The organism is Parvibaculum sp. (assembly GCF_039680535.1).
GTDB lineage: Bacteria > Pseudomonadota > Alphaproteobacteria > Parvibaculales > Parvibaculaceae > Parvibaculum.
Genome location: NZ_JBDKSS010000001.1, coordinates 103,782 through 129,099 on the forward strand (window position 1 = coordinate 103,782; position 25,318 = coordinate 129,099).

General features: G+C 62.8%; 22 protein-coding genes. 11 read left to right on the forward strand and 11 right to left on the reverse strand.

All coding sequences use genetic code 11. The features are described from left to right. Positions 1 to 7 precede the first annotated feature (7 nt). Together ABFC66_RS00475 and ABFC66_RS00480 are read right to left on the reverse strand one after the other, a co-directional pair. Positions 8 to 808, reverse strand: a complete 801-nt coding sequence (locus ABFC66_RS00475; RefSeq protein ID WP_346738994.1) for an enoyl-CoA hydratase-related protein — start codon at positions 806 to 808, stop codon at positions 8 to 10. Between the two features lie 154 nt (positions 809 to 962). Beyond that, positions 963 to 2,018, reverse strand: coding sequence for a GGDEF domain-containing protein (locus tag ABFC66_RS00480; RefSeq protein ID WP_346738995.1), 1,056 nt, complete (start codon positions 2,016 to 2,018; stop codon positions 963 to 965). 258 nt (positions 2,019 to 2,276) lie between these two features. Between ABFC66_RS00480 and ABFC66_RS00485 the strand changes: the two genes are divergently transcribed. Together ABFC66_RS00485 and ABFC66_RS00490 are read left to right on the forward strand one after the other, a co-directional pair. Continuing rightward, the gene (locus ABFC66_RS00485) at positions 2,277 to 3,740 is read left to right on the forward strand and encodes a coniferyl aldehyde dehydrogenase (protein WP_346738996.1); all 1,464 of its coding nucleotides are present in this window, start codon (positions 2,277 to 2,279) and stop codon (positions 3,738 to 3,740) included. A gap of 128 nt (positions 3,741 to 3,868) precedes the next feature. After that, positions 3,869 to 5,149, forward strand: a complete 1,281-nt coding sequence (locus ABFC66_RS00490) for a sorbosone dehydrogenase family protein (protein WP_346739047.1) — start codon at positions 3,869 to 3,871, stop codon at positions 5,147 to 5,149. A gap of 59 nt (positions 5,150 to 5,208) precedes the next feature. On the opposite strand, the gene ABFC66_RS00495 is transcribed toward ABFC66_RS00490, so the two are convergent. The 4 genes from ABFC66_RS00495 to ABFC66_RS00510 all read right to left on the reverse strand — a co-directional run bounded on the left by ABFC66_RS00495 (position 5,209) and on the right by ABFC66_RS00510 (position 10,916). After that, a complete protein-coding gene (locus ABFC66_RS00495) occupies positions 5,209 to 6,771 on the reverse strand; it encodes a DEAD/DEAH box helicase (protein WP_346738997.1) in 1,563 nt (520 codons plus the stop codon). A gap of 193 nt (positions 6,772 to 6,964) precedes the next feature. Beyond that, positions 6,965 to 7,504 (reverse strand): hypothetical protein, encoded by a 540-nt coding sequence (locus tag ABFC66_RS00500; protein WP_346738998.1) that lies wholly within the window; start codon positions 7,502 to 7,504, stop codon positions 6,965 to 6,967. A gap of 68 nt (positions 7,505 to 7,572) precedes the next feature. Continuing rightward, positions 7,573 to 9,609 (reverse strand): DNA topoisomerase IV subunit B, encoded by a 2,037-nt coding sequence (gene parE, locus ABFC66_RS00505; RefSeq protein ID WP_346738999.1) that lies wholly within the window; start codon positions 9,607 to 9,609, stop codon positions 7,573 to 7,575. A gap of 197 nt (positions 9,610 to 9,806) precedes the next feature. Beyond that, the gene (locus ABFC66_RS00510; RefSeq protein WP_346739000.1) at positions 9,807 to 10,916 is read right to left on the reverse strand and encodes a methyltransferase; all 1,110 of its coding nucleotides are present in this window, start codon (positions 10,914 to 10,916) and stop codon (positions 9,807 to 9,809) included. A gap of 139 nt (positions 10,917 to 11,055) precedes the next feature. Between ABFC66_RS00510 and ABFC66_RS00515 the strand changes: the two genes are divergently transcribed. Next, entirely contained in the window at positions 11,056 to 12,360 is a 1,305-nt protein-coding gene (locus tag ABFC66_RS00515) for an NADH:flavin oxidoreductase/NADH oxidase family protein (protein WP_346739001.1), read from the forward strand. Positions 12,361 to 12,387: 27 nt separating this feature from the next. Here ABFC66_RS00515 and ABFC66_RS00520 read toward each other — a convergent pair whose 3' ends face one another. Then, the gene (locus ABFC66_RS00520; RefSeq protein ID WP_346739002.1) at positions 12,388 to 13,101 is read right to left on the reverse strand and encodes a TPM domain-containing protein; all 714 of its coding nucleotides are present in this window, start codon (positions 13,099 to 13,101) and stop codon (positions 12,388 to 12,390) included. Continuing rightward, positions 13,101 to 13,694 (reverse strand): LemA family protein, encoded by a 594-nt coding sequence (locus tag ABFC66_RS00525; RefSeq protein WP_346739003.1) that lies wholly within the window; start codon positions 13,692 to 13,694, stop codon positions 13,101 to 13,103. Before ABFC66_RS00525 ends, ABFC66_RS00520 begins: the two co-directional genes overlap by 1 nt. Before the next feature lie 636 nt (positions 13,695 to 14,330). Here ABFC66_RS00525 and ABFC66_RS00530 point away from each other — a divergent pair. Beyond that, positions 14,331 to 15,095 carry a VOC family protein gene (locus tag ABFC66_RS00530; protein ID WP_346739004.1) on the forward strand — a complete coding sequence of 255 codons (765 nt, stop codon included), beginning with the start codon at positions 14,331 to 14,333 and terminating at the stop codon, positions 15,093 to 15,095. Between the two features lie 56 nt (positions 15,096 to 15,151). Here the strand turns inward: ABFC66_RS00530 and glnA are convergent, their stop codons facing one another. Together glnA and ABFC66_RS00540 are read right to left on the reverse strand one after the other, a co-directional pair. Beyond that, entirely contained in the window at positions 15,152 to 16,561 is a 1,410-nt protein-coding gene (glnA, locus tag ABFC66_RS00535; RefSeq protein WP_346739005.1) for a type I glutamate--ammonia ligase, read from the reverse strand. A gap of 70 nt (positions 16,562 to 16,631) precedes the next feature. Continuing rightward, positions 16,632 to 16,970, reverse strand: coding sequence for a P-II family nitrogen regulator (locus tag ABFC66_RS00540; protein ID WP_152215926.1), 339 nt, complete (start codon positions 16,968 to 16,970; stop codon positions 16,632 to 16,634). Positions 16,971 to 17,320: 350 nt separating this feature from the next. Between ABFC66_RS00540 and ABFC66_RS00545 the strand changes: the two genes are divergently transcribed. The 6 genes from ABFC66_RS00545 to ABFC66_RS00570 all read left to right on the forward strand — a co-directional run bounded on the left by ABFC66_RS00545 (position 17,321) and on the right by ABFC66_RS00570 (position 22,760). Beyond that, entirely contained in the window at positions 17,321 to 18,493 is a 1,173-nt protein-coding gene (locus tag ABFC66_RS00545; protein ID WP_346739006.1) for an aminotransferase, read from the forward strand. Between the two features lie 91 nt (positions 18,494 to 18,584). After that, positions 18,585 to 19,415, forward strand: a complete 831-nt coding sequence (locus ABFC66_RS00550) for a glycosyltransferase family A protein (RefSeq protein ID WP_346739007.1) — start codon at positions 18,585 to 18,587, stop codon at positions 19,413 to 19,415. 284 nt (positions 19,416 to 19,699) lie between these two features. Next, on the forward strand, positions 19,700 to 19,924 hold the full coding sequence (locus ABFC66_RS00555; protein ID WP_346739008.1) for a DUF4167 domain-containing protein: 225 nt from the start codon (positions 19,700 to 19,702) through the stop codon (positions 19,922 to 19,924). Positions 19,925 to 20,098: 174 nt separating this feature from the next. Beyond that, positions 20,099 to 20,929 (forward strand): TonB family protein, encoded by an 831-nt coding sequence (locus ABFC66_RS00560; RefSeq protein ID WP_346739009.1) that lies wholly within the window; start codon positions 20,099 to 20,101, stop codon positions 20,927 to 20,929. A 209-nt stretch (positions 20,930 to 21,138) separates the two neighbouring features. Next, positions 21,139 to 22,176 carry an aspartate-semialdehyde dehydrogenase gene (locus ABFC66_RS00565; protein WP_346739010.1) on the forward strand — a complete coding sequence of 346 codons (1,038 nt, stop codon included), beginning with the start codon at positions 21,139 to 21,141 and terminating at the stop codon, positions 22,174 to 22,176. Positions 22,177 to 22,343: 167 nt separating this feature from the next. After that, positions 22,344 to 22,760, forward strand: a complete 417-nt coding sequence (locus ABFC66_RS00570; protein WP_346739011.1) for a hypothetical protein — start codon at positions 22,344 to 22,346, stop codon at positions 22,758 to 22,760. 112 nt (positions 22,761 to 22,872) lie between these two features. On the opposite strand, the gene ABFC66_RS00575 is transcribed toward ABFC66_RS00570, so the two are convergent. After that, complete coding sequence (locus tag ABFC66_RS00575; protein WP_346739012.1) at positions 22,873 to 23,508, reverse strand: hypothetical protein; 636 nt, start codon at positions 23,506 to 23,508, stop codon at positions 22,873 to 22,875. Positions 23,509 to 23,688: 180 nt separating this feature from the next. On the opposite strand from ABFC66_RS00575, the gene ABFC66_RS00580 reads away from it, so the two are divergent. Further along, positions 23,689 to 25,245: an acetyl-CoA acetyltransferase gene (locus ABFC66_RS00580; RefSeq protein WP_346739013.1), complete on the forward strand. Its 1,557-nt coding sequence runs from the start codon at positions 23,689 to 23,691 to the stop codon at positions 25,243 to 25,245. Positions 25,246 to 25,318 lie beyond the last annotated feature (73 nt).

A 25,318-nucleotide genomic window follows, 5' to 3' on the forward strand; every position in this document is an offset into this window, starting at 1 on the left:
TGTTTTCTTATGGCTTGAATTTGGCTTCGCGCTTCTGCAGGAAGGCTGTGACGCCCTCTACGAAGTTCGGATGATCGCCCATCTGACCTTGCGTGATGCGCTCATAGTCGAGCTGCGCGGCGAATGTGTTGTGGCCGGAAACGTCGATGGCCTTGCGGATCTCGGCAAATGCGCCGGTCGGCCCTTTGGCGAGCTTTCCGGCGAGCGCCATCACCTCTTCCATGAGCTTTTCGTCTTCGACGCATTTCCAGATCATGCCCCATTCGGCGGCAGTCTCGGCGGAGAGCTTGTCGCCTGTGAGCGTCAGCGCCAGCGCGCGGGCGCGGCCGACGAGGCGCGGCAGCGTCCATGTCGTGCCGAGATCGGGAATGAGACCGAGCTTCGGCCCGAAGACCTGAATGAAGCTCGCGGACTTCGCGGCGATGACGATGTCGGCCACGAGAGCGAGGCCGACGCCGCCGCCGGCCGTGGTGCCGTTGACCGCGCAAATGATCGGCTTCTTCAGTTCATGAAGCTCGCGCATCATCGGGTTGAAGCCGATCTCCATGCCATGGGCGACGCCCTGACCGACGCTCATGCCTTCGGGCCGCGCGGCCTGAGCCGCGAGGTCGGCGCCGGCGCAGAAGCCGCGGCCGGCGCCCGTGATGACGAGGACGCGCGCTTCATCATTGGCGGCGATTTCCGCCACAGCCTCGCGCACATCGGCGATCAGCGCCGTGTTGATGCTGTTCAGCACCTCCGGACGGTTCAGCGTGAGGAGGGCGATGCCGTCCTTTGTTTCGAGTTTGATTGTTGTCCGTTCGGTCATGGGAAAAGCCTCGCCCCTTGCGTGATTTGCGGGCGAGCATAGACGCGACCATGGCGAGACGGAAGGGAGTGAAGACGGCGACTGCCTGTTCGACAGTGAACGGAAAGGCTGCGCGGGAGTTCCGCTACGTCAAGCCTGGGGCGGTGTGGGAGGCTCAGCTTGCCTTGGCATGCGGCGCGAGGTCCGGCATTTCGGAAACGACGCGGTTACGGCCGCCGCGCTTGGCTGCATAGAGGCAGGCATCTGCCCGCTCGATGAGGGAGGAGGAGCCTTCGCCGGGACGCAGGGTCGAGATGCCGAGCGACATGGTTACGCGGCCGAGCGTCTCGCCGGTCGAGCGCTTTACCAGTTCGCGCGATTGCACGGTTTCGCGGATACCGTTGGCGAGTATCTCGGCGTTCTCGGTCGTGATGCCGGGCAGGATCAGCGCGAATTCCTCGCCGCCATAGCGGGCGACGGTGTCGCTCTCGCGCGCGCCCGCCTTGAGGCAGCTTGCGACGAGGCGCAGGACCTGGTCGCCGGTGCGATGGCCCCAGGTGTCGTTGAACTTCTTGAAGTGGTCGATGTCGCCGATGACGAGGCAGAGCGGCGAGCGGTCGATCGATGCCTGAGAGATCGCCTGTGCCAAGGCCTCGTCGAATGCCTTGCGGTTCGCGACGCCGGTGAGGCCGTCGGTGCGGGCTTCGTTGCGCGCCTTTGTGAGGCTCGATTGCAGCGTGTTGAGTTCGCTCTTGGTCTCGTTCAGGCGAAGCTCAAGTTCCTTGCTGCGCGTCTCCATGTGACGCGTCGCGGCGACGATCACATCGACCACGCGGCGCACGTCATTGGCCGTCGACTTGTTCGAAAGTTCCGCACTGGCCTTCCGGACCGAGGTGGCGAGTGTGCTCGAGTCGCCCGCCGCTTCTGCGACAAGTTTCAGGATATTGTTGACTTCGAGGTTCAGCTTGTCGCCGGCGTCGATCGTCGCATCAGCCAGGGCCGCGTGTGTGACGAAACGCTGATGCAGGTCGGCGGAAAGCTTGTCGTCGATCTTCAAGCCCTGCCTCAGGGCGCTGTCGATCGCCTCGTTGAGATCGGAATTGTGGCCGGACGCGTAGCGGAACCAGAGATCGTAATTCTGCGGAAGAGGCGCAATGCCATGCCGGGCCATGAGCCCCAGGGCCTTCATGCTCAATTCGGTCGCTACGCCGATGTCGTCCGTATAAGTCACCGCAAAGCCCTCGTCCGGCCGCCTTCGTCGAAGCGCGGCCCAAATCCATAGCGTGGGGCAGGGTAGGCCATCTTCGTTACACGGGAGTAAACCAGCCCTTGAAGAGGATGGCTCGTCATCAACTTGACGTTGCGGCAGCCGGGGGCAAAGGGGGCTACGAGCTTTGCCGGATGTCATGTATATTTTACCCAAACCAGCCTGTCGCCGGCCCGTCAGGGGCGGTCGGAAGGCGCAGGAGGCACGCAACAGGAGGAATTCATGAGCTTGGCCGAATCTCAGGCCCAGGAGGCCGATGTCGGGGCCATTTCGGCCTCGATCCGCAACATTCTGGACCGTCAGAAAGCTGCGCATATCAAGGACGGTCCGCTCAGCGCGGAACGTCGCATCGAATGGCTCGACCGCTCGATTGCACTCGTCGTCGACAACCAGAAGGAAATCTGCGAGGCGCTGGCCTCCGATTTCGGGCATCGCAGCCATGAGCAGACGCTGCTCACGGACGTCATGGGCACGCTTGGGCCGCTGAAGCACGCCAAGAAGCATCTGCGCGACTGGATGAAGCCGGAGAAGCGCAAGGTGCAGTTCCCGCTCGGCCTTCTCGGCGCCAAGGCGCGGGTCGAGTATCAGCCGCTTGGCACGGTCGGTGTCATCAGCCCGTGGAACTTCCCGATCAATCTCACCTTCGCGCCGCTCGCGGGCATCTTCGCCGCGGGCAACCGCGCGATGATCAAGCCGTCGGAGTTCACGCCGGCGACGTCGGAACTGATGGCGCGCATGTTCCGCTCCGCCTTCGACGAGACGGAAGTGGCCGTCATCACCGGCGGCCCGGCTGTCGGCCAGGCGTTCAGCGGCCAGCCCTTCGATCACCTGATCTTCACGGGCGCGACCTCGATCGCCTATCACGTCATGCGTGCGGCGGCTGAACATCTCGTTCCGCTGACGCTGGAACTCGGCGGCAAGTCGCCGGTCATCGTGTCCAACAGCGCGAAGATCGACGAGGCGGCAGCCAAGATTCTGACCGGCAAGACGCTCAATGCGGGCCAGATCTGCCTTGCGCCGGACTATGTCTTCGTGCCGGAGGGCAAGGTGAATGAATTCGTCTCGGAAGCGACGAAGTCAGTCACCAAGATGTTCCCGACCATCAAGGACAATCCGGACTACACCTCGATCATCAACCAGCGTCATTACGACCGCATCAATGGCTACCTCGCCGACGCGAAGGCCAAGGGCGCGACGATCGTCGAGATCAATCCGGCCAATGAGGATTTCAGCCAGCAGCAGGCGCACAAGATTCCGCCGACGATCGTGCTGAACGCGACCGACGACATGAAGGTCATGCAGGACGAGATCTTCGGCCCCGTGCTGCCGGTGAAGTCCTATCGCGATGTGTCGGAAGTGATCGGCTATATCAACGGCCACGACCGGCCGCTCGGCCTCTACTACTTCGGCGAGGACGCGAATGAAGAGCGCCGTGTGCTCGACCACACGACCTCGGGCGGCGTGACTGTGAACGACGTCATCATGCATGTTTCGATGGAAGACCTGCCTTTCGGCGGCGTCGGCCCGAGCGGCATGGGCTCCTATCACGGTGTCGACGGCTTCCGTACCTTCAGCCACAGGAAGGCGATCTATACGCAGTCCAAGGCCAAGATGGTCGTGGAAATGTTCCGCGCGCCCTACGGCCCCAAGGTGCGCAAGATGCTCGCCTCCCAGATCAAGAAGTAAGATCGGGCGCGAACCGGAAACATGAATGTCAAAGGGCGGCCGCTGTGCCGCCCTTTTTCACCTCCGACCTTAGAGAGGCTAACCCCGTGAAACATGTCGTCATCCGGCTGGCTACCGTCATCGCTCTGATGGGTCTTGCATCGTGCGGCGGCGATGAATCGACCTTGCCCGCTTCTGCCGGCTACGGCCCGAAGCCGACCTTGCCGCAGCCGCAATCGGGCACAGTGCCGACCGTGAATATTGCGACCGCGATCGGCTGGCCCGATGGCGGCGCGCCTAAGCCCGCCGCGGGGCTCAGCGTGAACGCGTTTGCGAGCGGCCTCGATCATCCCCGCTGGCTTTTCGTGCTGCCCAATGGCGATGTGCTGGTTGCCGAGACGAATGCGCCGAAGAGGCCGGACGACAGCACGGGGGTCACCGGTTGGGTCGCCCGCGTCGTCATGAAGATGGCGGGCGCCGATACGCCGAGCGCCAACCGCATCACGCTGCTGCGCGACACCAACGGCGACGGCGTGGCCGATGTCCGCAGCGTTTTCCTGAAGGACCTCAATTCACCGTTCGGCATGGCGCTGGTGGGGCATGACCTCTATGTCGCCGACACCGACGCATTGCTGCGCTTTCCCTACAAGGACGGCGCGACCGAAATCGCAGAGGCAGGCACGAAGGTCATCGACCTTCCGGCGGGATCGATCAACCACCACTGGACGAAGAATGTCGTCGCGAGTCCGGACGGCAAGCGCCTCTATGTCACCGTGGGCTCGAACAGCAATGTTGGCGAAAACGGGCTCGACAAGGAAGATGGGCGCGCGGCCATTTACGAGGTCGATATCGCGACAGGAAAGTTGCGCATCTTCGCATCGGGTCTGCGCAATCCGAATGGCATGGATTGGGAACCCGTCTCCGGCGCGCTCTGGACGGCGGTCAACGAGCGCGACGAAATCGGCAATGATCTCGTTCCCGACTACATGACCTCGGTGAAGGACGGGGCCTTTTACGGCTGGCCCTATGTCTATTACGGCGAGCATATCGATGCCCGCGTGACGCCTCAGAACACGGAACTGGTGGCGAAGGCCATCGCGCCCGACTATGCGCTCGGGAGCCATACGGCTTCGCTAGGGCTCCACTTCTATCGCGGGAACATGCTTCCCCCGCATTACCGGGGCGGCGTGTTCATCGGCCAGCATGGCTCGTGGAACCGCAAGCCCCGCAGCGGCTACAAGGTGATCTTCGTGCCCTTCGCGGCCGGCAAGCCCTCCGGCATGCCGGAAGATGTGCTGACGGGCTTCCTGAACGAGGATGGCGATGCCATGGGCCGTCCGGTCGGCGTTGTCGAGGACAGGGCGGGCGCGCTGCTCGTTGCCGACGATGTCGGCAATGTCATCTGGCGCGTGACGCCTGCAGCGAAGTAGAAAAAGAAAAAGGCGGCCTCTCTTGCAGGCCGCCTTTTGATCTACGCTCCGGGGAAGACTCAGGCCTCCTGAGCCTCGGCTTCGATGATCTCGTCGATTTCCTCGACATTGTCGAGTTCCTCGGGCAACTCGTCCTCGATCTCCTTCGCGCCCTTTTTAGGCAGCTTCACGACATTGAGCATGAAGGCGGGAATATGGTCGCCGAAGCTCAGAACCTTCGGGCCGTCATCGTCGTCGCGACGGCCGCGTCCGCGGCCGCGTTCATTGCGCTGCTCGGCGCGGGGCTGCTCATGGCGGCGCGCGGGCTCAGGGCGTTCGGCATGCTCCGACGCCTGGGTCACAAGCTCCGCAACGGGATCCGCGGGCGGCAGGACTTCCGAATCGAGAATGGGCTCAGCTTTGCGGGGCTTGGCGCGCGAGCGGCGCGACTTGCGCTCCGGCGCAGTTGAAGGTTCGGCGGCGGTTTCGGCCTCGACGGCGACTTCGCCGGCGGGGGCAGGGTGGGCGGTCGTCAACTCATGCACCGGGATCGCATTGCCGAGCATCTTCTCGATCTGGGCGAGATATTTGCCGTCCTCGCGCGTCACCAGCGTATAGGCGATGCCGGACTTGCCCGCGCGGCCCGTGCGGCCGATGCGGTGAACATAGTCTTCGGAATGGGTCGGAATGTCGAAATTGAAGACGTGGCTCACATCCGGGATGTCGAGGCCACGGGCGGCAACGTCGCTCGCCACGAGAAGGCGGATGGTGCCGGCGCGGAAGCCGTCCAGCGTCTTCGTGCGCGTCGACTGGTCGAGGTCGCCATGCAGCGCGCCGACCGAGAAGCCATGGCGCTCCAGCGACTTCGCGACGATCGAGACGTCACGCTTGCGGTTGCAGAAGATGATGGCGTTCTTGCAGTTCTCGTCGCGGATCAGGCCGCGCAGCATCTCGCGCTTGCCTTCACGGGTCGTCTTGACGATGGCCTGCGTGATGGTCGCATTGGCCGAGGAGTGGCGGGCGACTTCGATGCGTTCGGGATTCTGGAGGAAGGTGTCGGTGAGCCGCTGGATTTCGGGCGGCATGGTGGCAGAGAAGAAGAGGGTCTGCCGCGTAAATGGGATCTTCTTGCAGATCTCCTCGATGTCCGGGATGAAACCCATGTCCAGCATGCGGTCGGCTTCATCGATAACGAGGATCTGGACGCCGGTGAGCAGGACCTTACCGCGGCCACAGTGATCGAGCAGGCGGCCCGGCGTCGCGATCAGAACATCGACGCCACGGTCGAGCTTCTTTTCCTGATCGCCGAAGGAGACGCCGCCGATGAGCAGCGCCATCGAGAGCTTGTGGTACTTGCCGTATTTCTCGAAGTTCTCGGCGACCTGGGCAGCGAGTTCGCGCGTCGGCTCGAGAATGAGAGAGCGCGGCATACGCGCCCTGGCGCGTCCGCGGGCCAGCTTATCGATCATCGGCAGCGTGAAGGATGCCGTCTTGCCCGTGCCCGTCTGGGCGATGCCGAGCACGTCCCGGCCTGCAAGCACGGAGGGAATGGCCTGCGCCTGAATGGGGGTCGGTTCGGTATAACCGGTTTCGGCTACCGCTTTAAGCACTTCGGCCCCGAGGCCGAGTTCGTCAAATGTCATATATTGAGGCCTGTTCTACCATTTACATGCTGCCCGATGGTGGCCCACTTCGAGGGCCCGTGGACGCTTTGTCGTGAGGGGGGGCAGCGTCTTGCGCGTCGTTCCGCGGCCGCGCGGTCCGCAATTCCACGCAATACATAGGGATTAACAGGCTTTTGTCAATCGCGAGGCCGGCCCGCAGCCTCTCAGGGGGCTAAATGCCGGGTCCAAAAGGCGAGATATTGGTGTTCTGTGGCGGAAACATCGCAGCCAGAAGCGACTGCATGGCCGACTGGTAAGCGCGATCCCCGGGCCCTGTCACGGCATCGGCCGAGAGCGCGCCGCGCGCCAGCATACGGTCGGCCGAGCAATAGATGGCGACGACTCTGAGCGAACCGCCCGCAACGCCCTGGCCGCCGCCGAGCGCGCCGGGCTCTTCGCATGCCGTCTCGCTTGGGACGCTCGCCCCATTGAACACGAGCACGAGCCGCGTTCCCTGACCCGGCTTCGCACCCTCCGGCAGAAGGCGCAGCGGAGCGCCACCCGCCCATGCGGGACCATGCAGCCCGGCAATCGCCGCTTCGCCGCTCATGCCCGGCGCGGGCGATCCGTAAAGCTCGACGTTGAAGCCCGCCGCATGAACGGTCGAGGGCTTGTAGAGCGATGTCTGCTGGACGTAGGTGACGACGGGCAGCGCGAGAGTCGTAGTCGCATAAAGCGAAGCGGCAGCAAGGGCCAAAACGACTTTCTTCATGTCCTTAACTCCTCCGTCATGCCCCGCGTGAAGCTGAGCATGAAGGGTAAGCTCGTTTGCTCCCGGGCTCAAATATCCAGATCGGTCGCGAAGGCGGCGCGTTCCTGGATGAACTGGAATCTCAGCTCCGGCTTGTTGCCCATCAGGCGGTCGATGGCGCCTCTGGTTTCCTTCGCTTCGTCTTCCGGCACCATGACGCGCAGCAGCGTGCGCCTGGAGCGGACCATCGTCGTTTCCTTGAGCTGTGCGGGAAGCATTTCGCCCAAGCCCTTGAAACGGCTGATTTCTACCTTGCCATTGCTCTTGAACTCCTTCTTGAGGAGTTCGTCCTTGTGCGCGTCGTCGCGCGCATAGGCGGTCTTGCCGCCCTGCGTCAGTTTGTAGAGCGGCGGCACGGCCAGATAGAGATGCCCGCGGCGGATCAGCTCCGGCGTTTCCTGATAGAAGAAGGTGATGAGCAGCGAGGCGATGTGGGCGCCGTCCACGTCGGCGTCGGTCATGATGATGACCTTGTCGTAGCGCAGGTCCTCGTCGCGGTAATGCGAGCCGGTGCGGACGCCAAGCGCCTGAACGAGGTCGCTGATCTGCTGGTTCTGCTGCAGCTTCGCGCCGCTGGCCGAGGCGACGTTCAGGATCTTGCCGCGCAAGGGCAGGATCGCCTGCGTGGCGCGGTCGCGGGCCTGCTTCGCGGAGCCGCCGGCGCTGTCGCCTTCGACGATGAAGAGTTCCGAGCCCGCCGCGCCCGCCTGCGCGCAGTCCGCGAGCTTGCCGGGCAGGCGGAGCTTCCGCGTCGCGGTCTTGCGCGCCACGTCCTTTTCCTGCCGCCGACGCAGCCGGTCTTCCGAGCGGTCGATCACCCAGTCGAGAAGCTTGTTCGCCTGTTGCGGCGAGTTGGTCAGCCAATGGTCGAAATGGTCGCCGATGGCCTTCTCGACGAGGCGCTGGGCCTCGCTGCTGGCGAGCTTCTCCTTGGTCTGGCCCTGAAACTCCGGCTCGCGTATGAAGACGGAGAGCAGCACCGTCGCCGTGCCCAGCACGTCTTCGGCCTGAATCTGCGCGGCCTTCTTGTTGCCGACCATGTCGGCATAGTTCTTCAGGCCCCTGGTGAGCGCAGTGCGGAGACCCGCTTCGTGCGTGCCGCCTTCGGGCGTCGGCACTGTGTTGCAATAGGAATGGACGAAGCCTTCCTCGCCACCATGCCAGGCGATGGCCCATTCGGCCGCGCCGTGCGCGCCCGCGCGCGAGACCTTGCCCGAGAAGGGTTCGGCCGTCACCCAATCCTTCTCGCCGATTTCGGCGCGGAGGAAGTCGACCAGACCGGCCGGGAAATGCAGCACGTCCTCGGCGGGCGTCTCGTCCTTGATGAGTTCCGGCGCGCAATGCCAGCGGATTTCGACGCCGCCGAAGAGATAGGCCTTGGACCGCGCCATGCGGTAGAGGCGACCCGGCTTGAAGGCCGCGCCCTTGCCGAAGATGTCGGCGTCGGGGTGGAAGGTGATGCGCGTGCCGCGGCGGTTCTGAACCCGGCCTTCCTCGATGAGCTTCGTCTGCGGGGCGCCGCGCGCATAAATCTGGCGATAGAGCTTCTGCTCGCGCGCGACCTCGACTTCGAGCCGGTCGGAAAGCGCGTTCACCACCGAGACGCCGACGCCGTGCAGGCCGCCCGAGGTCTCATAGGCCTTGCCGCCGAACTTGCCACCCGAATGGAGCGTCGTGAGGATGACTTCCAGCGCCGACTTGTTCTTGAATTTCGGATGCGGGTCGACGGGGATGCCACGGCCATTGTCGGCCACCGTCAGGCTGCCGTCGGCATGGAACGATACGTCGATCCAGTTCGCGTGGCCTGCGACCGCCTCGTCCATCGAATTGTCGAGGACTTCGGCGAAGAGGTGATGCAGCGCCTTCTCGTCGGTGCCGCCGATATACATGCCCGGACGGCGCCGCACAGGCTCCAGACCTTCCAGAACCTCGATGTCCTTGGCCGAATAGCTGTCGTCGTCCTTCGCCGCGGCTTTGGGCGCGGATTTGACGGGCTTCTGCGCCTTGGGCGCGGCGGCAAAGAGATCGCTGGTGTCGTCGGAATTGGACGTCTTGCGGGCGGCCATGAAAACTCAAACTTCAATCTGGGGGAACGAATCGAGGCCGATTGTAGGGCCGGGGAGGCGACAGGGGCAAATGACGGGGAATCCCCCCTCAGCCGTCATGCCCCGGCTCGTCCGGGGCATCCACGTCTTCGTCCTGCGACGATGAAGACGTGGATGGCCCGAATAAATCGGGCCATGACGATGGAATGGGCGGAGAATTACACCGGACTTGCCTCGATCACGCTCGCAAGCCCGATGGTCGGTACGATGCGCTCCAGCCGGAAGCCGGCCTTGGCCATCAGCGCGGCATATTCCGGCTCCGTGCGTTCGCGGCCCGTCGTCGCCACCAGCATTTCGAGATCGAGGAACTTCGAGAAATGCGCCACGCCCGGCGCGGGGATCACGTGCTCGATCAACAGCAGCTTGCCGGTTGCCGGAATCTTCGCGCGGATGTTTTTCATGATGAGGATCGACTCTTCGTCGGACCAGTCATGGATGATGTGCTTCATCACATAGGCGTCGGCGCCGCCCGGTACGGAATCGAAGAAGCTGCCGCCATGCGTCTCGACGCGTGGCCCAAGTCCCGCCTCGTCGAAATAGCGCCGCGCGCCCTCGGCTGTGTGCGGCAGATCGAAGAGGATGCCCTTCATGCCCGGATTGAGCATCAGGATGGAGCCGAGAACGGCGCCATATCCACCGCCTATGTCGGCAACCGTCCTGAAAGGCGAGAAGTCATAGGCAGCCAGAACCGGATCGAGCTCCATCTCCGAGACATTGACCATGCCCTTGTCGAAAATATCGGCGCGCGCCGGATCGCCCGAAATATATTCAAAGGACTTCATGCCGTGCAGATGCTCGATGGCGTTGCGGCCCGTCGCCACGCAATGGCTGAGCGCGCCCCAATTGTCCCAGTTGAGGCTCCCCTGATAAATCGAGAAATAGCGCATCGACTGCGGATGGTCCGTCCTCAGCGTTGCGCCCATTGGCGTCAGGCGGAAATGGCCGATGCTGTCCTCGGCAAAAATCCCGACAGTCGAGAGCGCGCGCATGACGCGATAAAGCGCATCCGCGTTGGAGCCGCTTTTCTCCGCCAACGTCCGGCAAGAGATCGCTTCCTTTTCGCTCATCAGATCGGCGAGGCCGAGCTTCGCGATCAGGGATATGCATTGCGACGCCCAGAAGCCCGTCAGCATTTCCAGAACCGCGACAGGCGGCGGCACCATCTTGCGGGTCAGCGCGACGAGCCCGCTCCTGATCTGGCCGAGAAAGTTCACGATCGCCGCTGGCGGCAGCTTCGGCTTCGCCGTGCGTATTTTTACGCCCTGCATGGTGAGTTCCCCCCTCCGCAACCGGACGGGGGTCAGCTTACGTGGGGTCCGCCTTGCGTCGCAATGGCCATATGGACCGCGCTTGATCGCTCCGACTGATCTGTCACATTCAGTCACCACGCAATTCAGGGGGAGTTTGATGTCGGAGAAGATCAATATTACCACGCCGTTCACGCTGCCATGCGGCGCGGTGCTGAAGAACCGCCTGTCCAAGGCCGCCATGACCGAGGGGCTCGGCGACGGGCAGAACCGCGCGACCGAGGGCCATGTGAAGCTTTATCGCCGCTGGGCGGAGGGCGGGGCGGGCATGCTGCTCACCGGCAATGTGCATGTCGACCGGCGCTATCTGGAGCGTCCGGGCAATGTCGCCATCGACGGGCCGCAATCGGCCGAGGCTCTCGCGGCGCTGCGCGCCTATGCGGCGGCGGGCACGGTCAACAACACGCATCTCTGGATGCAGATCAACCATGCGGGACGTCAGACGCCTGCCTCCGTCAGCAAGGAACCTGTCGGCCCCTCGGACAAGGCGCTCGACATGCCGGGCGCGCAGTTCGGCAAGCCGCGCGCGCTGACCGGCACGGAGATCGAGGATGTCATCCGCCGCTTCGCCCATGCCGCGACCATTGCGCGCGAGACGGGCTTCACTGGTGTGCAGATTCACGGCGCCCATGGCTATCTGATTTCGGAATTCCTTTCGCCCGACGTGAACAATCGCACGGATGAATGGGGCGGCAGCCTCGAGAACCGTGCGCGCCTCCTGCTTGAAGTCGTCCGTGCGACGCGCAGGGCGGTGGGCGCGGATTTCCCGGTATCGGTGAAGCTCAACTCCGCCGATTTCCAGCGCGGCGGATTCAGCCATGAGGACTCGCTGAAAGTCGCGTCATGGCTCAATGACGAGCGCATCGATCTGCTGGAGATTTCCGGCGGGACTTATGAGCAGCCCGCGCTCACGGGCCGCGAGGACATGACGCTTCATCCCGAGCGCACCGAGAAGCGCCGGCAGAGCACCGTCGCCCGTGAAGCCTACTTCCTCGAATATGCAGCCGACATTCGCAAGGTCGTCTCGCTGCCGCTGATGGTGACAGGCGGCTTCCGTACGCTTGAAGGCATGAATGCGGCGCTTGAGTCCGGCGCTACCGACATTATCGGCCTGGGCCGTCCGCTCTGTGTCGATCCTTCCGCTGCGGCGCATCTTCTTTGCGGGGAGACGCGCGACATTCCCGCTTACGAAAAGACACTGCGTATCGGGCCTGGTCTGCTCGGTCCTTCGAGCTCCATCGCGCTTGTGCGCGGATTGAACGGCTGGGGACAGCAGGCCTGGTTCTGCCTGCAGATACTGCGCATGGGCGCGGGCCTCGATCCCGATGCGAAACTCGGTGTCTTCAAGGCCTTCCGCGACTACACGAAGAACGAAGCGAAGGCTGCGGCAGCGCTGGTTCGCTGAAGCACAGATGTGTGGAGGGGCGCTGGTTCACCAGCGTCCCGACGCGCCGCCACCGCCGGAGCTTCCGCCTCCACCGCCGAAGCCGCCACCGCCCCCACCGCCGCCTCCGCCAAATCCGCCGCCGCCCCACCAGATGCCGGGCCCACGCCCGCCACGGCGGCGCGCATTGCCGACGACGAAAATCCAGATCAGGAAGAAGATGATGAAGGGTATGGCGTTCTGCCAGTCGTTCTGATCCTGACGCGGTGCCGGCAGCGTGCCGCCGCCGAGCACTTTCAGGATCGCGGCGGTGCCGTCCTCGATGCCGCCCGGCAGATCGCCCGCCTTGAAGCGCGGCGTGACGATATCGCGAATGATCTGCGAGGACAGGGCATCGGTCAGGGTTCCTTCGAGGCCGTAGCCGACCTCGATCCGCAATTCGCGTTCATTCGGCGCGACGAGAAAGAGGACGCCGTTGTTCTTGTCCTTCTGGCCGAGCTTCCAGATGCGGAAGGTTTCATTGGCATAGGTCTCGATGTCGTTGCCGTCGAGCGACGGCACTGTGGCGACGACGACTTGCTCCGTCGTCTTCGCCTCATGCGCGGCGAGCGCCGCATCGATCTCGCGCACCTTCTCCATCGGCAGAACATGCGCCGCATCGACGACGCGTCCGGTGAGCGGCGGCGGATTGATGGCCGCCGTCGCCGCACCGGCGACGCTGAAGGCGAAGAGAAGCGAAAGAAGGGCGACGATGCGCGTCATCAGAACTGGACCTGCGGGGCCTTCTCCGCGCCGGGCTCGGCGGCAAAGTTCGCCTTCGGCTTGGCGTCGCCATAGAAGATGGCGGCGACGAGACGTCCGGGGAAGGTGCGGAGCGTCGTATTATAGGTCTGCACGGCGGCGATGTAGTCGCGGCGTGCGACGGAGATGCGATTTTCCGTTCCTTCGAGTTGCGATTGTAGCGTCAGGAAATTTTCATTCGCCTTCAGCTGCGGGTACTGCTCCGACACGACGAGAAGCCGCGAGAGCGCGCCGCCGAGTTCGCGTTGCGCGGCCTGATAGTTCGCGACGGCCTTTTCGTCCGTCGGGTCGGGCGCGGTGAGCTGGCCGACGCGGGCGCGCGCATTCGTCACCTCTGTAAGGACCTTCTCCTCATGCGCGGCGTAGCCCTTTACGGTCGCCACAAGGTTCGGCACGAGGTCTGCGCGCCGCTGATACTGGTTCAGAACCTGGCTCCAGGCCGCATTCGCGGCCTCGTCCTGGCGCGGGATGATGTTGATATTGGAAAATATCCAGCCCCCCACCAGCAGGATGACGGCGAGAATTCCCCAAAGTGCGACGCGGCCGTTCGACATCTCATTCCTCGTTGTTCCAGTCTTCGATGACCGACATTAGCCGTGTTGCACGTCGACAGCGAGACGGCAATTTGCGGCGGTGAGATTGAAATAGGGAGGGGGCGACGAGAAGTGAATGGGAGCGGCGTTGTTTTCAACGCACGCAACCCCGCTCAGCGGAAGCCCCGGTCATCCTGTCGGGCGTTCCTCGCGGGGTTGCTTATGGATGTGCTGTTCGCACTCGCCCCGGCTTTATAGCAGGGCCTGTTCCATTGCTCTCGCCTGCGCACTCAATGTGAGTAGCCCGGGCGTCAGGTTTACGATGCGCTCTCTGGCATAAATGGTTGGCTGACCGACCACCCATGAAGAACGCGTCAGGGTTGCGATGAAATGCAAGATCCAGATGTGTCAGGATCTTGCCTGCGTCGGTGGGGTCATCTTCAAAACCTCCTCCCGTTGGAGTCATCTGATGGAGAAATGCTAGGCCCGATGTCACGGAAGCGTCAACAAGAATTGGATCGCGTGCCCGCGACAAAATTGGGGCAGTCAGGTTGACTTAAATATACCGTATACAGAGTAAGGCGGATGGCGGCGTTGCCTTGACGCGCGCGTCTTCCGCCGTCACGCTGCGCCAAAACATGACGCATAGGGGGATGCATGTGGCTTCGTCAGGTGGCGCTCGTCGCGCATGATCTAAAGCCGGTTGTCGATCAGCTCGGCCACGTGCTCGGACTCAAGGTCGCATTCAACGATCCTGCGGTTGCGACGTTCGGGCTCGTCAATGCCGTCATGACTGTTGGGAGCGAGTTTCTTGAAGTTGTGCAGCCGGTAAGGGAAGACGCTTCGGCGTTGCGATATCTCCATCGCCGTGGCGGCGACGCGGGCTACATGCTGATCTTCCAGGTGGCCGATGCGCGCGCCGAGCGGGAGCGCATCTTGAAGCTCGGTGCCCGCAAGATTGCCGAGCATGAAGGCGAGGCAATTTTCACGCATTTTCATCCGGCTGATTTCGGCGGCGTTCTGACGTCCGTCGACTCGCTGCCTGGGGTTGCCAACTGGTTCGATCGCGATAGCGACTGGTTCTATGCGGGCCGCAACTGGCGTGCGGCGCGCAATGAACAATCGACGGCAATTCTTGGCGCAACAGTTCAGGGCAAATCTCCCGCGGCGATGGCGCGCCGCTGGTCCGAGTTGCTTGTCCAGCCGTTGAAGGAAGGGCCGCGCGGACCGCGCCTCACGCTGGCGCGTGGCTATGTCGATTTTGTCGAGCCGGTGGATGCGGATGGAACGGGCCTTGTCGGCGTGGAGGTCGCGGTCGCCGATCCGGCCGCCTGTCTCGACCGGGCGCGCGGGGCGGGGCTGCCTGTCGAGGGCAACGCGGTGCGCATCTGCGGCACTTCCTTTGAACTCACGCGCGCATAAAGAAAAGGGCCGGAGCTTGCGCCCCGGCCCTCTGCCCAAGTCCACCGTGAAGAGACTTAGACGCTGTAGTACATGTCGAACTCGACCGGGTGCGGCGTCATTTCGTAACGCAGGCACTCTTCCCACTTCAGGTCCGTATAGGCCTCGATCTGCTCCTTCGTGAACACGCCACCCTTGAGCAGGAAGTCGTGGTCGGCTTCGAGCGAGAGCAGGGCTTCGCGGAGCGAGCCGCAAACCGTCGGGATCTGCTTTAGCTCTTCCGGCGGCAGGTGGTAGAGGTCCTTGTCCATCGGCTGGCCCGGATCGATCTTGTTCTCGATGCCGTCGAGACCGGCCATGAGCATGGCCGCGAAGGCGAGGTAGGGGTTCGCCGTCGGATCGGGGAAGCGGATTTCGATGCGCTTCGACTTCGGCGAGGTGCCGTGCGGAATACGGCAGGAGGCCGAGCGGTTGCGCGCCGAGTAGGCGAGCAGAACGGGGGCTTCATAGCCCGGGACGAGGCGCTTGTAGCTGTTCGTCGACGGGTTCGTGAAGGCGTTGAGCGCCTTGGCATGCTTCAGGATGCCGCCGATGTACCAGAGGCATTCCTGGCTGAGGTCGGCATACTTGTTGCCGGCGAAGAGCGGCTTGCCGTCCTTCCAGATCGACTGGTGGCAGTGCATGCCAGAGCCGTTGTCGCCGAAGACCGGCTTCGGCATGAAGGTCGCGGTCTTGCCGTAGGCCTGAGCGACGTTGTGGATCACATACTTGTAGATCTGCATGTGGTCGGCGGCGGTGGTCAGCGTCTGGAACTTGGTGCCGAGTTCGTGCTGCGCCGAGGCGACTTCGTGATGGTGCTTTTCGATGACGACGCCCATCTCTTCCATGACGGTGAGCATCTCACCGCGGAGATCCTGCGCGCTGTCGATCGGGTTCACCGGGAAGTAGCCGCCCTTCGTGCGGACGCGGTGGCCGAGGTTGCCCGACTCGTAATGCGTGTCGGAGTTGGTCGGCAGTTCGACCGAGTCGAGCTCGAAGCCCGTCTTGTACGGCGTGGCCGAGAACTTCACGTCGTCGAAGATGAAGAATTCAGCTTCCGGGCCGAAAACGACCGTGTCGCCGAAACCGCCGGAGCGCACATAGGCTTCGGCGCGCTTCGCCGTCGAACGCGGGTCGCGGCCGTAGAGTTCGCCGGTCGAAGGCTCGACGATGTCGCACATGATGGCGAGCGTGTTCTGGGCGTAGAACGGGTCCATCACGGCCGTGCTGATATCCGGCAGCAGAACCATGTCCGACTCGTTGATCGCCTTCCAGCCCGCAATCGACGAGCCGTCGAACATCGTGCCCTGGGCGAAGAAGTCTTCGTCGCAGAAGCCGATGTCGAACGTCACATGCTGCATCTTGCCACGAGGATCCGTGAAGCGCAGGTCAATGTATTTGACGTCCTTATCCTTGATGAGCTGCTGAATGGAGCTGTAATCAGCCATTTCGTCTGTCCCGTAGGTTGGTGATTTGTCGTGGGAGGGAATTGGTTTCGAAGTAGTGCGTCTCTGCGCCTTAGATAGCTTCAGTGCCGGTCTCGCCCGTGCGGATGCGGATTGCTTCCTCAACAGTCGAGATGAAGATCTTGCCGTCGCCGATGCGGCCTGTCCGCGCGGCCTGCTGGATCGCCTCGACGGCTTTTGCCACCAGCGCGTCATCGAGCACAACCTCGATTTTCACCTTGGGGAGAAAATCGACGACGTATTCGGCGCCGCGGTAAAGTTCGGTGTGGCCTTTCTGGCGACCGAAACCCTTGGCCTCGGTGACAGTGATGCCCTGAAGGCCGACTTCCTGGAGGGCCTCCTTCACTTCGTCGAGCTTGAACGGTTTGATGATCGCCTCGATCTTCTTCATACCTGAATCCCTTTAAACTTTGGTCGCAGCGTCCGCCGGCTTCTGCATGGCTAATAGCATGGGTCGTGCCACTCCGCCGAGAAGCGAATATCACGTTAAATCAACGTGTTGCCTATTCGCGGATAACATATGCCCAAAATGCGAGCAGCACGAATGGCGCGATAATGTGCAATGTGCACACAAAAGGTGCTGCCGTCGATCGGCTTTGAGAATATTTGCGCCCTCAAGCCACCTTTGACATGCTCCGCCACGGTCGCGCTGCGGCAACATGCCTCCGGCGCGACGGGGCGATCGGACAGGCTCAGCCCCCGGATTTGCCGGTGGGCCGAGGAAGCGGAGTGAGTGGCGGAATGCGGCCGGCTAATAGCGTTTTCGGTAATCTCGGGACCACGATCTTCACGGTCATGTCGGCCCTCGCGAGTGAGCATGGTGCGATCAACCTCGGACAGGGGTTCCCTGATGACGAGGGGCCGGACGACGTCAGGGCCGCCGCCGCGAAGGCCCTCATCGACGGCCCGAACCAATACCCGCCGATGCCGGGTGTGCCCGCGCTTCGTCAGGCCGTCGCGGCTGCCAACAAGCGCTTCTACGGGCTCGACGTCGACTGGCAGAAGGAAGTGCTGGTCACCTCGGGCGCGACCGAGGCATTGGGCGACTGTCTCATGGGGCTCCTTAATCCCGGCGACGAGGCAATCATCCTTGAGCCGGCCTATGACAGTTACAAGCCGATCATCGAGGCGATGGGGGCGAAGGTCGTCTCCGTCGCGCTGGAGCCGCCTTTCTGGTCGCTTCCGCCCGACAAACTGGCCGCCGCCTTTTCAGACAAGACGAAGCTCATCCTGCTCAACAGCCCGATGAACCCGACCGGCAAGGTCTTCACCCGCGATGAGTTGCAGGCGATTGCCGATCTGGTGGTGAAGCATGACGCCTATGCGGTTTGCGACGAGGTGTACGAGCATCTCGTCTTCTCCGGCCACCGGCACATTCCGCTGATGACGCTGCCGGGCATGCGCGAGCGCTGCGTGCGTATCGGTTCGGCGGGTAAGACCTTCTCGCTCACGGGCTGGAAGATCGGCTACATCACGGGCCCCGAGCAACTGATGACGCCGATCATGAAGGCGCACCAGTTCGTCACCTTTACGACGCCGCCCGCGCTGCAGACCGGCATCGCTTTCGGGCTCGGCAAGGATGACGGCTATTTCGACGGGCTCGCGGCGTCGCTCGAAGCCAAGCGCGATCTGATGGCCAAGGGGCTGCGCGAGGCGGGTTTCGATATCCTGCCAACGGACGGCACCTACTTCATCACCGTGGATTTTCGTCCGCTCGGCTTCAACGGCACGGACGAGGAGTTCTGCCGCGATATCACGGTGAAGGCGAAGGTTGCCGCCATTCCGCTATCGGCATTCTATCCGCCGCATGCACCTCACGCGCCGCGCCACCTCGTGCGCTTCTGCTTCTGCAAACAGGATTCCATGCTGATCGAGGCGAGCGCCCGGCTGAAGGCATATGCCGCGAAGGACTGAGCGGGATTTGTCCCGTAACGGATCATTGTGACGAGCGGGCGAAGCTATATACTTCCCGCACACTCCGGTTCATGGCACGGTCTTCGAAGACATGCTCTCGATCGTAACGACCTGCAAAAATCGCCTGCATCACTTGCAACATACCTTGCCGTGGATGCTCCAGCAGACCTGCGCCGAGGTCATCGTCGTCGATTATGGGTGCGAGCAGGGCACGGCAGCCTGGGTGGCGCAAAATCATCCTGCGGCGAAGGTGGTGAAGGTCGATGACGATCCCATCTTCTGCCTCGCCCGGGCACGGAACATCGGCGCGGCGCAGGCATCGCATCCGTACATTTGCTTCGCCGACGCAGACACGATCTTCAAGGGCGATGTCGGCGGGTGGTTCGAGCGCACGGCGCGGGAGAACACGATCTATCGTTGCGGAGACAAGATAGACGAGCTTGTCGGCTTCTCGATTTGCAGCAAGGCGAATTTTCAGAGGGTCGGCGGCTACGACGAAGCCATTCGGGGCTGGGGGCACGAAGACACGGACTTCTACGAACGTCTCGGCATGATCGGGGTCGGCCGCAGCGACCTTCCCGCGAACGCGCTCGATGTCATCCGGCACGGAAACGAGGAGCGGCAGTTCGGCAAGAACGATCCGGGCGGATACCGGTCGCGGACCGAGGCGGTCGTGCTTGGCGAGGCCTACCGCCTCATCAAGATCGACGCCATGAGACTTCTGGGCGCGGAACTGTCGCTTGAGGTCCGCAAGAAACTCTTTGCGCAGATTCTGGCAACTCACGGCGAGGCGAGAGACAGCGGCAAGAATGTCTTCTACATCAACGTCGATCTGCCAATTCAGGCCGGGCGCAATGTCTACTCCAAGGCCTCTCGGCGCTTGAGCTACGTCGTCCCGGTGCCGGCGCCGGTCACGGCCTGACGCGCAAACCCCAACCTGTATGTGATTTCATTTCCCGCAAGGCGCCGCCGCGCGCGAGGAGGCGTGGGCCGTATCGAAGCGATGCGCTTGTAATTTCGAGGCGCCGCACCATCTATACGAAAGCGCCCGTTCCGCGCGTCGACTTCGATGTCTGACCTGATCGGGAACGTGGGCACTGCAGGCTGAAAACAGCCGCGCTGCCGCTGCGCTTAATCCCTTCACGGAAATAACAACGAAGGTCTTATGCCTCGTTGAACTGGATGCCGCGCGAAGCGGCGCATTGCATGACAATCAGAACCAACATGAACAATCCGTCATATCGGTCGCCCGGTCCGGCGATGGCCGCGAAGTCCGCACAGCCGGTCAACGTCGCGGCGTGGCGCCGGAGCTTCGAACGCTACTGCACATTGGCCGAGGCCGAGGGGCAGGATCGGGTCGCGCGCGAAAACTATTACCAGCACGCCGAACATTACCTGCGGCTCATGAGCGAAGCCGGCGCGGCCGCCTGACTTCAATTTCCGGAATTTCGGACGGCCGACGGGCTTTCCGGGGCTGGCCGTATGACCTCCGCCCGGGTAACGTCCGCCGTGGCGGAGCCGGCCTTGTGCCGTGATGGCCGGACCTGACTGCGCCGGGCTGGAGATGACGTGTCGCTAATATTGTCGAATGAGGAGGGACATGCTTTGGCCGCGGCCGGGACCATTCGTCTGGACCCGACCGATCCGCTCGCGCCGCCGCCGCCTTCGCCACGCAACCGGTGGAATATGTCGGCCACCGTGGCGCTTGGACTCCTCATCAATGTCCTCGTTCTCGTTGGGCTGTTCCTGCGCCTGCCCGACAGGCCGAAGCCACGGCCCGCCGAGCCGGAGGCCATTTCCGTCGATCTCGTCAGGCAGCAGCCGCCGCAGCCAAAACCCCAGCCTCAACCCGAGCAGAAGAAGGCGGAGGAGCAAAAGCCGCAGGAGCAGAAAAAGCAGGAGAAGCAGAACTATCTCGAATCGGGCGGCAGTCCCGAGTTGAAGATGGGCCGCGCCCCGAAGCAGGAGCGGGCGCCCGACAAGGCGCCGAAGCCCGAAGCTCGGGAGAAGTCGAAGGAGCCGCCCAAGATCGCGCTCCCGGACTGGGCCTTGCCGCCGGACGGCGACGTGCCGAAGCCCGACAAGGGCAAGACCAGCTCGCAGGACAGCGGAGCGCCATCGAAACTCATCAACAGCGTTCTTCTGGGTGAGGGCGGGGGAGACCCCTATCTGAATGCGCTGCGGGCGCGCATCGGTCGAAATGTCGTCTATCCGAGCACCGGCGGCGGACGGCGCGGGACGGCGGTCTGGCAGATAGCGATCAGCCATGCCGGGAACGTGAAGGGCATGAAGCTCATGCGTTCGTCCGGCCATGCCGATCTCGACTACGCGGCGCTCAAGGCCATCGAGCGCTCGGTGCCGTTCGACCCGCTTCCGAACAATTATGCGAACCTGGTCTATATCGTTGCGCCGATATCGGTGCCCTTCGAGCCGTGAGGCTTTGACTGGCGCAATGGGCTCGGCTATGTTCCGGGCCATCATGAACATGCCGCTGATGCAGAAAAAACAGAAAGCCACCACGACCGTCCTCGGGCGGGCGAGGGCGCGCATCTGAACGAAGCATCAGAGCGATCCTTGAAGCCCCGCCGGTCAGGACGGGGCTTTGTTGTTTCAGGGCCCCGTTCTCCGGCATCACGGAGATAAAAATGGGTTCCAATCCTTCTTCCCCTCTCGTCGCCATCGTCGGCGCGACCGGCGCTGTCGGCGTCGAGATGATCCGCTGCCTCGAAGAGCGCAACTTCCCGCTTTCGGGCCTGCGCCTTCTCGCCTCGCCCCGTTCCGCCGGCCGCAAGCTCAAGTTCCGCGATCAGGAGATCGAGGTTGAGCCGCTGACCGAGCGGAGCTTCAAGGGCGTGGGCATCGCGCTCTTTTCGGCGAGCGGAACCGTCTCGCGCCAGTTTGCGCCGATTGCGGTGAGCGAAGGCGCCATCGTGGTCGACAATTCCTCCGCCTTCCGCATGGATGCCAACACGCCGCTCGTCGTGCCGGAGATCAATGCGGGCGAGATCGCGCGGCACAGGGGCATCATCGCCAATCCGAATTGCGCGGCGATCATCTCCATCACGCCGCTCTGGCCGGTGCACCAGCGCAATCCGATCAAGCGCCTCATCGTCGCGACCTATCAGGCGGCGTCGGGCGCGGGTGCTGCGGCGATGGAGGAGCTGCGCGCTTCCACAGAGGCCTATCTGCAGGGCCGCGAATACAAGAACACCGTGCTGCCGCATCCCTACGCATTCAATCTCTTCAGCCACAACACGAAGATCGACCCCGTGACCGGCTATAATGACGAAGAGATGAAGGTGATCGAAGAGACGAAGAAGATTTTCGGCGATCCGGATATTCGCGTTTCGGCGACCTGCGTGCGTGTGCCGGTTCTGCGCGCGCATTCCGTGGCAGTCACGTTCGAATGCGAGCGGCCGATTGCGGCGTCGGAAGTGCGCGAGCTGATGAAGACTGCGCCGGGCGTGAAGCTCGTCGACGACTGGGCGAACAACTATTTTCCCATGCCGAAGGACGCCTCCGGGCAGGACGACATCCTCGTCGGCCGTATCCGCCAGGATCTGAGCGATCCGAGCGGAAGGTCGGTGACGCTGTTCTCGGCGGGCGATCAGCTTCTCAAGGGCGCGGCGCTCAATGCCGTGCAGATCGCGGAGAGGCTCGTGAAGGTCTCAGTGCCGGCATAATTGCCGAACAATGGCCCCGGTGTGTTCGGGATATGCCGGGGCCGTTGTGCTGCGCATTTCATGAGTTGAGGTCCGGTAGTCTTTGCAAAGACCATCCGAAGGGAGGAAGCTGAGCGGGCTTGTTCACGTCGTTATCGACACATCCACAAAATGGAAGGGATGGAAACATGCTCAAACATTACACAATTGTTATGTTGGCGGGTCTGGGGATCGCCGGGCTCGCTGCGTTAGGTCAGACTCCCGCGTCCGCCGCAGCGGCTGACGTCAGTCAGGAGATCGCGACGGCGGCCAAACATGCCCAGTTGGCCGGCAATTCCGAGAATGTCGACGCTGTGCATGTTCACCTGCAGCACACACTCAACTGTATCGAAGGGCCCAAGGGTGCCAACTTCGATCCGAAGCAGATGAATCCATGCAAGGGCATGGGCGATGGCGCCATACCCGATTCCACGGACATGAAAGTCAAGACGGAGCTGGAGGCTGCGGCGAAGGAAGCTCTGGCGGGCGTTGCCGAAGCCGATCTCGCCAAGGCGCAGAAGCATGCGCGCGATACCGAGGTCATGCTGAACCGTATTGGAAAATAGAAAGATCGTGTCCGAGTTGAAATGCGAAGGGCTGACCTCATCTTCGAGGCCAGCCCTTTTCGTTTGAGTTGCAGCGGAGGCATCCCTCTGGACGCCGCATCGCCCGGGCGCCTTACTGCGATACAACCGTCGGCGTGTAGGTCCAGGTCCATGCCTCGGTCGTTATCGAGAAGGACTTTCCGTCGGGAGCAATGACGACCTTGTCCTGAGTGCCCATCGGAATTGCGAGAACCATGGGGTTGAGCACAGGGGCATAGACCGTGATCGCCTCCTTGTTCGCCTGCACCGTCTTCTTCTGCCAGCTTCCGCGGCAATAGGCTGTGACCTCTATCGTCGGATAGGTGGTCGTTCCTTTCAGATCCAGGCGGCCCCTGGCCGTCTGCTCGCCGCCGGTGGCGTCGATATATTCGAACTCGCCTGCGGGCTTGGGCGGCGGGCAGGAAGTTTCGACGTTGCGCAGATCTTTGAGAGTGGACTTCGCATTGCCGATCTTCACGGCGCCGACGAGATGTTCCTTGTTGATGTCCCAGTCGAAGTCGATGGTGACGTGATCGGTGACCGTGGCCTGTCCGCTGCTGTCGTGATAGGCGATGACGGTCTGCGCCTGATAGACGCCTTCGCCATGATAATGCACGACCTTGGCCTGGCTCCAGCGGGTCAGTGCGTCCATGTCGACGCTCTCCGCCCGAGCTGGCGCAGCCGCCAGCGTCAGCAACGCAAGTGAAACGCCCGTGAACCGGTAGCTCATCCTTCCGCCCTCCAATCGTTATGGCAAAAGCCTAGCGGATGGAATGTGGTGAAGTAAATCAGAGTTGACGTCGCGTCAGTCGCGGCGTGCCGCCTCCCGCTGGACAACGGGAGGCGAGGCCTTATTCTCCCGCGCAAACTGATGGCCGGCCGAAGAGCAGGCTCGTTCTGCAGGGAGTGAATGATGGCGAACGTCCAACCGGAAGACCGCACACCGATCCTCGTTGGCTGCGGCCAGCTCGTCCAGAAGGAGAAGGACGTCGAGAAGGCGAAGTCGCCGATGCATCTGATGGCGGATGCGGCGCGTCTGGCGGCGGCCGATACCGGCCTCGGCGACAAGCTCTGGCCCATCGTCGACAACATCACCGTCGTTCGCTTCATCACCGACAGCCCGGATTCGGGCAAGCTGCCCTTCGGCCGATATCCGAATGCGCCCAAGACGCTCGGCAATCTCGTCGGCGCCAATGCCTCGAAGAACTGCTACGGCCCGACCGGCGGCAACACGCCGCAATATCTCGTCAACCATACGGCAGAACTGATCGCCGAGGGCCAGACGGACATCGCGCTGGTCGCGGGCTCCGAATGTTTCGGCACGATGATGCGCGCTCTGGGGCAGGGCAAGATGCTCCCCTGGCATGACGAGCCGGGCGGCGAGCGCATCGACATCGGCGTCGAGAAGCTTGGCGTCACCGAGGTCGAGAAGCGACACAAGCTGCAATTCCCCGTCAACATCTATCCGATGTTCGAAAACGCGATCCGCGGGCAGAAGGGCCGTTCAGTGCGTGAGCACCAGCTCGCCGTCGGCAAGCTCATGGCGCCCTTCACGCAGGTCGCCGCGAAGCACCCGCAGGCCTGGTTCCCGGTCGAGCGTACGGCGGAAGAAATCGCCACGCCCACCGACGACAACCGCTATGTCGGCTTTCCGTACACGAAGTACATGAACGCCATCATGCAGGTCGATCAGGCGGCTGCCGTTGTCATGATGTCGGTGAAGAAGGCGCGCGAACTCGGCATTCCCGAAGCGAAGTGGGTTTATCTGCATGGTTGCGGCGACGCGAACGACCTCTGGTATCCGACTGAGCGCGTGAATTTTCACTCCTCGCCCGCCATCCGCCTCATCGGCCGCAAGGCGCTCGATATGGCAGGCTGGAAGATCGGCGATATCGACTTCATCGACCTTTATTCCTGCTTCCCCTCGGCGGTACAGATCGGCCGTAACGAACTGGGCATCGCGGAAGACGATCCGCGTCCGCTCACCGTCACGGGCGGCCTTCCTTACTTCGGCGGCGCGGGCAACAACTACGTCATGCATTCGATCGCCACGATCATGGACAAGCTGCGCGCGAAGCCGGGCAGCAAGGGTCTTTGCACCTCGAATGGCTGGTATGTGACGAAGCATGGCATCGGTCTTTATTCGACCGATCCGGTGGCGGGCTCGTGGAATCGCGAGAAGCCTTCCTCCTATCAGGGCGAGATCGACAACGAGGCCCATCCGCGCGTCGAGGAAAAGCCGAACGGCGCGGCGAAGATAGAGACCTATACGGTGGTCAACGGCCGCAACGGTCCGGACTTTGCCATCGTTTTCGGCCGTCTCGACGCCGATGGCGCGCGCTTCGTCGCCCATACGCCGAATGATCCGGTGACGCTCAACGACATGATGGAACGCGAGCAGCTTGGCCGTTCGGGCAAGGTGCAATCGGCGGCCGATGGCAGTGTCAATATCTTCACGCCGGAATGAGCCGCAGCTTCTTTCTGCTGGCATAAAGCGAAAGGCCCGGATCGAATCCGGGCCTTTTTGTTGGACGGGCATG

Bases quoted from the DNA above. Each gene is read 5' to 3' on its own strand.
- ABFC66_RS00550 (WP_346739007.1), top strand. From the start codon at position 18,585: ATGCTCTCGATCGTAACGACCTGCAAAAATCGCCTGCATCACTTGCAA.
- ABFC66_RS00495 (WP_346738997.1), bottom strand. From the start codon at position 6,771: ATGACATTTGACGAACTCGGCCTCGGGGCCGAAGTGCTTAAAGCGGTA.
- ABFC66_RS00510 (WP_346739000.1), bottom strand. From the start codon at position 10,916: ATGCAGGGCGTAAAAATACGCACGGCGAAGCCGAAGCTGCCGCCAGCG.
- ABFC66_RS00570 (WP_346739011.1), top strand. From the start codon at position 22,344: ATGCTCAAACATTACACAATTGTTATGTTGGCGGGTCTGGGGATCGCC.
- parE (WP_346738999.1), bottom strand. From the start codon at position 9,609: ATGGCCGCCCGCAAGACGTCCAATTCCGACGACACCAGCGATCTCTTT.
- ABFC66_RS00555 (WP_346739008.1), top strand. From the start codon at position 19,700: ATGACAATCAGAACCAACATGAACAATCCGTCATATCGGTCGCCCGGT.
- ABFC66_RS00500 (WP_346738998.1), bottom strand. From the start codon at position 7,504: ATGAAGAAAGTCGTTTTGGCCCTTGCTGCCGCTTCGCTTTATGCGACT.
- ABFC66_RS00565 (WP_346739010.1), top strand. From the start codon at position 21,139: ATGGGTTCCAATCCTTCTTCCCCTCTCGTCGCCATCGTCGGCGCGACC.
- ABFC66_RS00525 (WP_346739003.1), bottom strand. From the start codon at position 13,694: ATGTCGAACGGCCGCGTCGCACTTTGGGGAATTCTCGCCGTCATCCTG.
- ABFC66_RS00515 (WP_346739001.1), top strand. From the start codon at position 11,056: ATGTCGGAGAAGATCAATATTACCACGCCGTTCACGCTGCCATGCGGC.
- ABFC66_RS00580 (WP_346739013.1), top strand. From the start codon at position 23,689: ATGATGGCGAACGTCCAACCGGAAGACCGCACACCGATCCTCGTTGGC.
- glnA (WP_346739005.1), bottom strand. From the start codon at position 16,561: ATGGCTGATTACAGCTCCATTCAGCAGCTCATCAAGGATAAGGACGTC.
- ABFC66_RS00530 (WP_346739004.1), top strand. From the start codon at position 14,331: ATGTGGCTTCGTCAGGTGGCGCTCGTCGCGCATGATCTAAAGCCGGTT.
- ABFC66_RS00485 (WP_346738996.1), top strand. From the start codon at position 2,277: ATGAGCTTGGCCGAATCTCAGGCCCAGGAGGCCGATGTCGGGGCCATT.
- ABFC66_RS00575 (WP_346739012.1), bottom strand. From the start codon at position 23,508: ATGAGCTACCGGTTCACGGGCGTTTCACTTGCGTTGCTGACGCTGGCG.
- ABFC66_RS00520 (WP_346739002.1), bottom strand. From the start codon at position 13,101: ATGACGCGCATCGTCGCCCTTCTTTCGCTTCTCTTCGCCTTCAGCGTC.
- ABFC66_RS00545 (WP_346739006.1), top strand. From the start codon at position 17,321: ATGCGGCCGGCTAATAGCGTTTTCGGTAATCTCGGGACCACGATCTTC.
- ABFC66_RS00490 (WP_346739047.1), top strand. From the start codon at position 3,869: ATGGGTCTTGCATCGTGCGGCGGCGATGAATCGACCTTGCCCGCTTCT.
- ABFC66_RS00475 (WP_346738994.1), bottom strand. From the start codon at position 808: ATGACCGAACGGACAACAATCAAACTCGAAACAAAGGACGGCATCGCC.
- ABFC66_RS00540 (WP_152215926.1), bottom strand. From the start codon at position 16,970: ATGAAGAAGATCGAGGCGATCATCAAACCGTTCAAGCTCGACGAAGTG.